5 protein-coding genes are annotated in these 9133 nt (G+C 42.6%); 1 reads left to right on the forward strand and 4 read right to left on the reverse strand.

From position 1 onward, the window contains the following. Positions 1–510: 510 nt before the first annotated feature. The 3 genes from ORD22_RS14995 to dcuS all read right to left on the reverse strand — a co-directional run bounded on the left by ORD22_RS14995 (position 511) and on the right by dcuS (position 4662). Positions 511–2178, reverse strand: a complete 1668-nt coding sequence (locus ORD22_RS14995; RefSeq protein ID WP_317646959.1) for an SLC13 family permease — start codon at positions 2176–2178, stop codon at positions 511–513. Positions 2179–2347: 169 nt separating this feature from the next. Further along, on the reverse strand, positions 2348–3064 hold the full coding sequence (locus ORD22_RS15000) for a response regulator (RefSeq protein WP_317646960.1): 717 nt from the start codon (positions 3062–3064) through the stop codon (positions 2348–2350). Next, positions 3061–4662, reverse strand: coding sequence for a DcuS/MalK family sensor histidine kinase (gene dcuS / locus ORD22_RS15005; protein WP_317646961.1), 1602 nt, complete (start codon positions 4660–4662; stop codon positions 3061–3063). The genes ORD22_RS15000 and dcuS overlap by 4 nt, the downstream gene beginning before the upstream one ends. A 255-nt stretch (positions 4663–4917) precedes the next feature. Between dcuS and ORD22_RS15010 the strand changes: the two genes are divergently transcribed. Further along, positions 4918–5769, forward strand: coding sequence for a DegV family protein (locus tag ORD22_RS15010; protein WP_317646962.1), 852 nt, complete (start codon positions 4918–4920; stop codon positions 5767–5769). A 105-nt stretch (positions 5770–5874) separates the two neighbouring features. On the opposite strand, the gene ORD22_RS15015 is transcribed toward ORD22_RS15010, so the two are convergent. Beyond that, positions 5875–7935 carry a transglycosylase domain-containing protein gene (locus ORD22_RS15015; protein ID WP_317646963.1) on the reverse strand — a complete coding sequence of 687 codons (2061 nt, stop codon included), beginning with the start codon at positions 7933–7935 and terminating at the stop codon, positions 5875–5877. Between the last annotated feature and the right edge of the window lie 1198 nt (positions 7936–9133).

The raw sequence follows: 9133 nt of genomic DNA on the forward strand, positions 1-9133 counted from the left end.
TTGCGGCATGCCCTTCAAAATAAAGCTCCACCACTTTCTTTTTCAGTTCATATTCATACGTTTTTCTAGTCATGATCTCACTCCTCAGGATGTAGTCTGTCCTTTAGGAGCGCTTTCTTATACTGTCTACTGTAAGGTAATTATGCAACCTATCGCGCGGGATTGGGCAGGATTGGCGCGCTGTAATTTGATTTTCGCGCTGTACGCCATGCTTTTGGCGCGATTCGCTCTACCTATCGCGCGGGATTGAGCAGGATTGGCGCACTGTAATTTGGTTTTCGCGCGGACTGCCATACTTTTGGCGCGATACTACCAAACCTCGTTCGCGCTGTACCCACGCGAAGTGTTTCCCCCACTTCATCCGGACCACTTCTTATACATCACAATCCATAACACCAAAAACCCACCAGCACTTTCATGCCGGTGGGTTCATCCATATACATCAATTAAAGGTATCTTTCATTAAACCGTTGTGGAATTCGAAAGTTCTTGACAGTTTCTCATTTTCTCTTACTTAAAATTCTCATAAAACTCATTTGGGATCACTTGCAAATCTATTCCCCATACTAGAGGGAGCAAGTAGTATGCGGCCAGTACGATAAGTACGAGTACAAATACATTGATGATAAATCCAACCCGGACCATTTCAGTCAGACGCAGCCGGTTCGTTGCGAAAATAATTGCATTCGGCGGTGTACCGACCGGCAACATGAAGGCACAGTTTGCAGCCATTGCAGCCGGGACCATCAATGCAAAAGGATGTATATTCAGAGTCAGCGCTAGAGCGGCCAATACCGGGAGAATCATGGTAGCTGTCGCCGTATTGGATGTGAATTCAGTCAATGCCAGAACGAGCAACGCGGAGAGAGCGATGATGACGATTATATTGAGACCCTCCAAAGACGTCAACTGCGATCCGATCCATTCGGAAAGCCCCGTTTGGCGGAAACCGGCTGCAATTGCAAGTCCTCCTCCAAATAAAAGCAATACTCCCCAAGGAATTTCTTTTGAATCCTCCCACGCCAGGATGCGCTTCCCAAATTTTTTGGAAGTCGGAATGGCAAACAGCAATCCTGCGGCCAATACCGCAATCATCCCATCTTTTAAACCTGGAAGAATATTAATCCAAAGAAATTCTCGTGTAATCCACATAAATGCTGCAAAGACAAACACTACACTTACCGCTTTTTCTTCAAATGTCGTCTTGCCCAGTGCGTTCCGTTCTTCACGAATGACTTCTTTTCCGCCGGGCAAGCCTTTAATGTTCATCTTAAATGCAAATCTTCCAAGATAAATCCATGTAGAAAACAAAAGCACAATGACAATTGGTACAGCGACAAGCATCCAGCCTGCAAAAGAAATCTCCACATCGAATAATTCCTTGACTTGTGCAGCCAGAATAATGTTGGGCGGTGTACCTATAAGCGTACCGAGCCCACCGATCGTTCCTGCGTAACCAATTCCGAAAATAAGCGCCTTCTCAAATTTCGGTAACTCCTTTTCTTCCGGTCTTCCTTTTAATGCAGTAGCTACTTGGGCAGTAATCGCCAGCCCCATCGGAATCATCATCATTACCGCAGCTGTATTGGAAACCCACATGGATAGGAATGCCGTGGCTGCCATGAAACCAAGCAGGATTCTCTGAGTTCCCGTGCCGATGAAAGAGATGATCGCCAACGCCAGCCGTTTATGCAAGTTCCACTTTTCCATTGCCGTCGCAATAAAAAATCCACCTAAAAATAAGAAAATAATATCATTACCGTATGAGGATGTCACCGTATCGGCATCCATAGCTCCGGTCACCGGCAACAGAAAAATCGGAAGCAACGATGTCACAGGTATCGGAATCGCCTCTGTAATCCACCACGTCGCCACCCACAACGTGACGGCAAGCACTGCTTTTGCTTCCGCGCTCATCCCTTCAGGTGACAAAAAGAACATCATGATCATAAACAGAAGTGGACCAAGAATAAATCCTACCAATTGTGCGGTAGAATAAGACCGACTTTTATCGGGGTCCAGATCCGGCGGTTGGTGTAACTTATGTTCATCCCCTACCGCCAAACGATCATTTTTTGCCAATATACTTTTCTTATTAGAAAAGAAATTTAGTAAATCCTTTGCCTGGTTATGCGAGCGCCATAATCCTTGCCAAGCGCCTGATACTATTTGCTTCATTGCCATCCCTCCGTAAACGCTTTCTTATTGGGATAACTATAAGTGAGATTATTCAGCAAATATATATTATATAAGCAAGAAAAACCTTTTGTAACTAAAAAAAGCAACACAAGCAGCTGCGAAAACTATCGCCAAACTGCTTGGAAGCTTATTAAAATACCGTTTTATATTAACTAGTCATCAATGATTGAAGGATATCCACCTTCTCCGGCTTCAGAAAGTAGTTCGTCAACGGACGGCCTGTTTCCTGATAGATTACATCTGCGTCAATTAGTTTTTGTTCAACTAAATAATGTAAGTATTTTCTTGCCGATACGCTTGAAATTCCGGTTTTTTCTGCAAGTTCTGTAGCAGAAAATGTCTTTCCCTCCCATGCGATGATTTGCTTGACAATACGTGAGAGTGTTATTTTCGTCAGTCCTTTCGGTGGCTCGAATGTTTTGCGGTCTTTCCTGTTGGAAGTTTGAAGCAAATTATCAATTTCCTCTTGGCTGATTTGCTCCTGACGGTTCATCAAATGAAATTGTTTTTTAAATTGCAACAATGCATTTTGAAATCGCTCAAAAGTAAATGGCTTAATGACGTAGTCAACAGCTCCATAGCGAAGTGCCTGTTGCACAGTGGCTTTATCATTGGCGGCGGTAATTAAAATAACATCTACCGAGTCGCCCTCTTTTCGAAGTTCCATTAACAACTCAAGCCCGGTTGGTCCTTTCATATAGACATCTAGCAATATGAGATCCACATGTGACAACCGAAGAAATTCCCTGCCTTCCTCAATATTTTTCGCAAAGCCGGCAACTGAAAAACCTGAGATACTTTCCAAATAAATAGCGTTGAATTTCGCCACCATCGGATCATCTTCAATAATTAACACTTGAATCATAATTCCTCACCTTTATAGGGGATACTTACATCAAACTGTGTCCCTTTTCCTTTCATAGAAGATACAGACCAAGTGCCGCCTATCTCATCCAATGCGGTTTTAGTAAGGTACAGGCCGTACCCGCGATCTTCACCTTTCGAAGACTTGCCCCGTTCAAATACTTCCTCAATATTGTCTCCACCAATCCCAGGGCCATTATCTTTGACGCTGAATTTCAATTGGGACTCGTCATAATCAAGCGTTAATTGAATCTCGCCAGCCACCTGATCACTCACCGCTTCGTAGGCATTATCTAATAAATTCCCCAACACTGTAATAATTTTATCCATATGTTCCACTTTTTTTAACGGCGGAATCGGATTTTCTCCGTATAATTCGATTAACACCCCGGATTCTCGTGATTCGCTTAATTTACTCATTAAATAGCCCGCAATGACTGGATCTTTGACAAGTCTTGAAACAGCGCCCGCTTCTTTTTGGTAGGCATCTGAAAGATAGGCAGTATATTCTTTTAGCTCATCATAGGATTTCGTGTGAACCATCGCCATGATCACGTGCAGTTTATTCATAAATTCATGCGTTTGGTGTCTGAGCGTTTCTGCATACATCCGGGCTCCCGATAGTTGTTCCACCAAGGAGGTCAGTTCTGATTTATCACGAAATATAGCGAGTGCACCTACTAAACGATTGTTGGAAACGACAGGTACTTGGGTAACAATGATATCCAGTCCATTCAATTTTTGTTCTTGATCATACTGAGGCTTTTTATGCTCGAGCACTTGCTGAAGCGCCAATGAGGGAACAAAAGATTGAATAGGCTTTCCAATAGGATCTTCCCCTACACCCGCATTGCGGAAAAGCGTGACTGCCGCTTGATTAGCTAAAACAATTTCCGCCTTGTCATTGATTGCGACAATGCCATCGCGAACCGCCTCGAGCATCGCCTCGCGCTCACGAAGTTGTAGAGCTATTTCCCTTGGTTCCAGTCCAAATAAAGTACGCTTCACTTTTCTTGCCAATAAAACTGCCCCGAATAAGCCGACCAGTAAACCAAACCCAATTCCGATAAAGCTTGTCTTTATGCTTTGAAAAACAGTGGAACGGACGTTGTTCATCATAATGCCGACTGCAACTACACCGACAATTTCATCTTCAAACCAGATTGGTGCAAACGCCCTCATCGATTCTCCAAGCGTCCCTGTAGCCATAGAGGTATACTGCTCCCCCTGAAATGCCCGATCTTCGTCACCGCCCACAAAATATTGGCCGATTCGCTCAGCTATCGGATGGGATTGACGGATGCGCTCGTTATTCATGACTACGATATATTCAACATGCGTATCGTCCTGTATAGATTTGGTGAATGTCTGAATATCTTCAACTGGTCCTTTTCCCGTCAAGCCGTCAATCACCGGCTGTGTATGGCTTATAGCAATTGCAATATCCATCGCCTTTTCCGACTGATAACTCCTTGCTTTATCAGCTGCCTTGCTACCTATCAAATAACCTGTTACAGAAAGGGATACAAGGACAACCGCACACACCAAAGCGGTCAACCACACCTGCATACTGATAGTTCTGTTCTTATATACTCTCATTTTTTACTCCCATGCTATTTCATTGTATTATGTTTTACTATACTAAGACTATACTAAAAAGAGAGGCGTGGGTAGCGCTTCTCCTCATGAATGTATTCCGATTTTCTTCTTTGTAAAAGAGGTTGTGAATTTTGCGTACCAAGTCCTCATACCTGATATTAAAATTAAAACATACATCTCCTGTTTTTCATGTATAGTTAGAGTGAATTCAATACCCTACACACCTAATAGAATGTAAGTTGGAGGCGATGTACAGTGAGTAGAATCATTTTATCGACTGAGAGCGGTGCCGATTTGCCAGAATCTTTAGCGAAGAAACATAATGTACAAGTAATACCCATGCACGTCATCATGGAGGGTCAGGACTATTTAGATGGTCATCTACCCGTAAATGAAATTTATGATTTTTATGATCGTACAAAAAAGATCCCTTCTACCTCTGCCACGAATGTCCATGAGTATCAAGAGTTTTTCAAAAGAATTAGAACGGAATTTCCTGATCGTATCATCGTTCATATAGGGTATACATCAAAAGCGTCTGCTTCCTTTCAAAATGCGTTACTAGCAGCGGAAGATGTAGAGGATATTTATTTACTTGATGCATTAAACGTTACAGGCGGATTAACTGCGATTGTTATGTATGCGGTTACACTGCTAGAGAAAGAACCTGAGATGGATCCTATTGACTTGCTGGAAAAAATCGAATCGATAATTCCAAAAACCAGACTCGCCTTCCTTCCCGGCAGCTTAGATTTTTTAAGAGCGGGCGGACGAGTCAGCAATATGGCATATCTCGGAGGTGCTTTGTTGAAAATCAAACCATGTATTGAATTAGTAGAAGGAAAGCTCGTTTCAACTAAAAAATATCGTGGGAAAATGAGCAAAGTCGCTGAAAGTTTACTGCTTGATTATTTACAGCAATACGATATGGATCGACAACAAATTTATTTTATATACTCCATCGGACTTAGTGAAACGATCAAAGAACGGATCAATGAAATTGCATGGGAAAAAGGATTTAAAAATAGTATTTGGATTGAAGCGGGTGCTATGATCTCGACACATTCTGGACCTGGAGGATTTGGGATTGCCGGAATAGAAGTTTAACGTCCAAAAGGTAGCTTAAAGAAGTGCCAATTCTAATAATGAAGAGGACCTGTGCGTGAAACATTGACGTTTGTTTCTCACACAGGCACCTTATTTCCTTTGCCTTTAGTCCTCTTTACCATTAAACAAGTCCCGTCCCCACTTTTCGATACTCTCCCAAAACTCTTTTCTCTTCTTGTCGCTCTCTTTTTTCTTCTCTTTCTTTTCTCTTTCTTCCTTTGTCTTTTTCTTCTGCTTCTTCAGCTCTTTTATTTCTTCATCAATTAACGACAAATCAAATTTCTTTGTAGTTAATTCGCTGGCTGATTTTGAAACTACCTGCGCGAAAATAGGCGTCGCGGTAAAGCTGCTGGTAGAGGTTAAATAATGGTCGGCGTCTGTTTGATCATATCCGAGCCAGACCGCACCGGCAATATCCGGTGTATAGCCAACGAACCAATGATCTTTTGAACCGTCCACTCCTTCAAACGGGAGCTGCGTGGTGCCTGTCTTCCCCGCCACGTCCACACCGGAAATTTGTGCTTTTTTGGCAGTACCTTCCTTTACAGCCCCTTGCAGCATATAGGTCATTTGCTGGGCAACTTCCGCATCTGTCACGTGTACAGACTCACCCCGCCACTTCCCGAGCACTTTTCCTTCCGAATCTTTAATTTCTGTGATCGCATGCGCTTCCTCCATCACTCCATCATTCGCAAATGCAGAAAACGCTTGGGCCATCCCCAAAGGAGAAGTGCCTTTGTTCATTCCTCCCAAGGCTAATCCAAGCGTACGGTCATTTTTTTCTAATGGAATTCCAAACCGTTCCACTGCACGCATGCCGTTTTTGATTCCGATTTGATCCAACAGCCAGACAGGAGGAATATTATACGATTGTGTAAGTGCATCGTACATAGTCACGCTTCCTCTATATTTCTGATCAAGGTTTTTCGGAGAGTATCCACCCATATCAATAGGTTCATCCACAAGCAAATCCGACATATGGTAGCCTTCCTCAAGTGCTGGAGTATAGACGGCAAGCGGCTTTAACGCAGATCCAGGTTGCCGTATGAGGTCAGTCGCATTATTGAAGCGTTTCTGCGTATACTCTCCTCTCCCACCGACTAACGCCAGAATCCCGCCTGTTTTAGGATTCAGGAAAACAGAGGCGCTCTGCAAAAGTTGATCTGGAGTGCTTCTCGGAAAATATCTATCATCCGCATACACTTCTTCCAGCGCATTCTGGACGACCGGATTGATTTCTGTCGTAATATGCAACCCACCGGACAGCACTTCATCTCTCGTCAAACCGTACATATTGACCGCCTCGTCCACTACACGATCGATATAATACGGATATTCCGCTTTATAATCCGGCACTGTCGAATCGGTCAGTGCCAGTTTCTGTCCAATCGCCTCGTCATATTCTCGCTGACTAATATACTGTTCACGCAGCATCAGCAACAACACCAGATTACGCCGTTTCACCGATTTTTCCATATTTTTCGTAGGCGATAAATGCGACGGAGCTTTGATGATGCCTGCTATTGTGGCAGATTCGCTTAACGTCAATTCACTGACATCCTTACCGAAATAGGTCTGCGCTGCACGTTGAACACCCCACGCCCCGTTACCGAAATAGATTTGATTGAGGTAACGTTCCATGATCTCCTCTTTCGAATACTCCCGTTCAATCTTCTTTGCGAGGATCAGTTCTTTGAATTTACGCGAGTACGTGCGCTCCTGCGTCAAAAATACATTTTTCGCGAGTTGCTGCGTAATCGTACTGCCCCCTGCCACGATTTTGCCTTTGAATGCATTCTCGAGCAAGGCGCGCCCCATCCTCAAATAATTAATGCCGTGATGTTTGTAGAATCGTTGATCTTCCACGGAGATGACGGCTTCGACCAGCGTATTCGGAATTTGATCGATCGTTACACCTTCAATATTCGAATTCGAAACCTTACTGATCACTTCTCCGTTCGGATCGTAAATAACCGTCGATCTTGGTGCGGCTTCTTCGAGTTTACTTACATCGCTGAATGTTATGAAGACATTCAGTACGATGAGTGTGCAAAGAACGGCAAACATTACACTGATGAATACGAAACCGGTGATCTTTTTCATCAGACTGCTTTTCTTTTTTGGTGTTTTTTTATGTTGTTGTTCCTTATACTCGGATCTTTTCATATGGGTTTCACCTGCTTTATTGCTGCGGAGTTTTATTGGTTGTGTACAGCATAGTATGACGATGGGGGTGTTTGAAAGTTGCGGGATTAATCTTTTACGAGATTTTTCGTAGGAGTATGCCTACTAAAGATACTGCCCGGAAGTTGGTCTTCTATGCAATATCTTAATAAAGATGCCTGTGCATGAAACTTTCATGATTGTTTGCACATTCATGTTTTTTTCGTACACAGCCACCTTATTATTACTCATAACATACTTTAAACGAGCAAAAACATTATCTTTACAAACTTCTTCTTAGCTTACGTTTGAAATGATGATCATTTCACTCTTGGTTACTGTGTTGATTCTAAACCTTATTCCGAATGTTTTAGAACACACACAACTCTAGTTACTCAGAATTGTTTCTAATTTGTGATGGAAACTGTTACCTTATTTTACTTGATTAATTTTGGCGTTTTGCGTAAATTTCATGCTATTTGTCGTGTGCTGATTTGACACCCCGCATCATACCTAGAGGGCTTTTTATGTTCAAGTCCCCAAAAGCTTTTAACAGGAATGGTGCTTATTTATTTTCAACACTCGTTTATTCGATAAATTAAACTTCAAGTGGCCGTTTTTATTTCGTTAGCTATAATCACTAGTGTCGCATTAAAATAACGAGTTAGTGTGTTATATTCTGAATACTCTTTACTTACTCTTTTCTACAAAAAATCCTTTATAATGGGTTGGAAGCAGTAATCCATCCAAATCCAAAATAAAGGACATTCACATGGATCAGTTTACACGAAAAACTGCATTTGCGCACTGGACAGTACCGATTTCCAATGAATTATTTAGGGAACAGGTTCAGCTTCATTGCCTTGATCACTATACAAAGAAGCGGCACATGGCTTCGTTTATGAACTTACTTCAGCATCTGGGAAAGCGGATACGACAACAACGTCAGAACTAAGAACAATACTTTTACGAAGTAATTTGAAAACATTCCTTCCTCCTTAAACCAGTCGATTATTTATGTATTGGGGACACACTGTTTTAAATAAAAGTACATTGAACTACTCCCCACTTATTCGACCTTGTGGTCTAATTGAAGTGGGAGATTCTTGGGAACAGAGCCTACGTAACTAGGGTGGCATACACCGCAATCAGAGGTTTCTCTTATTTGCCAAGCGATCCCCGCAGTCCCTGCGGTTCTTGA

It is taken from the genome of Sporosarcina sp. GW1-11, from assembly GCF_033088395.1.
Taxonomy (GTDB): Bacteria; Bacillota; Bacilli; order Bacillales_A; family Planococcaceae; genus Sporosarcina.

What these genes read in the sequence shown, in the direction of transcription:
- ORD22_RS14995 (WP_317646959.1), bottom strand. Translation starts at nt 2,178, where the DNA reads ATGAAGCAAATAGTATCAGGCGCTTGGCAAGGATTATGGCGCTCGCAT.
- ORD22_RS15000 (WP_317646960.1), bottom strand. Translation starts at nt 3,064, where the DNA reads ATGATTCAAGTGTTAATTATTGAAGATGATCCGATGGTGGCGAAATTC.
- dcuS (WP_317646961.1), bottom strand. Translation starts at nt 4,662, where the DNA reads ATGAGAGTATATAAGAACAGAACTATCAGTATGCAGGTGTGGTTGACC.
- ORD22_RS15015 (WP_317646963.1), bottom strand. Translation starts at nt 7,935, where the DNA reads ATGAAAAGATCCGAGTATAAGGAACAACAACATAAAAAAACACCAAAA.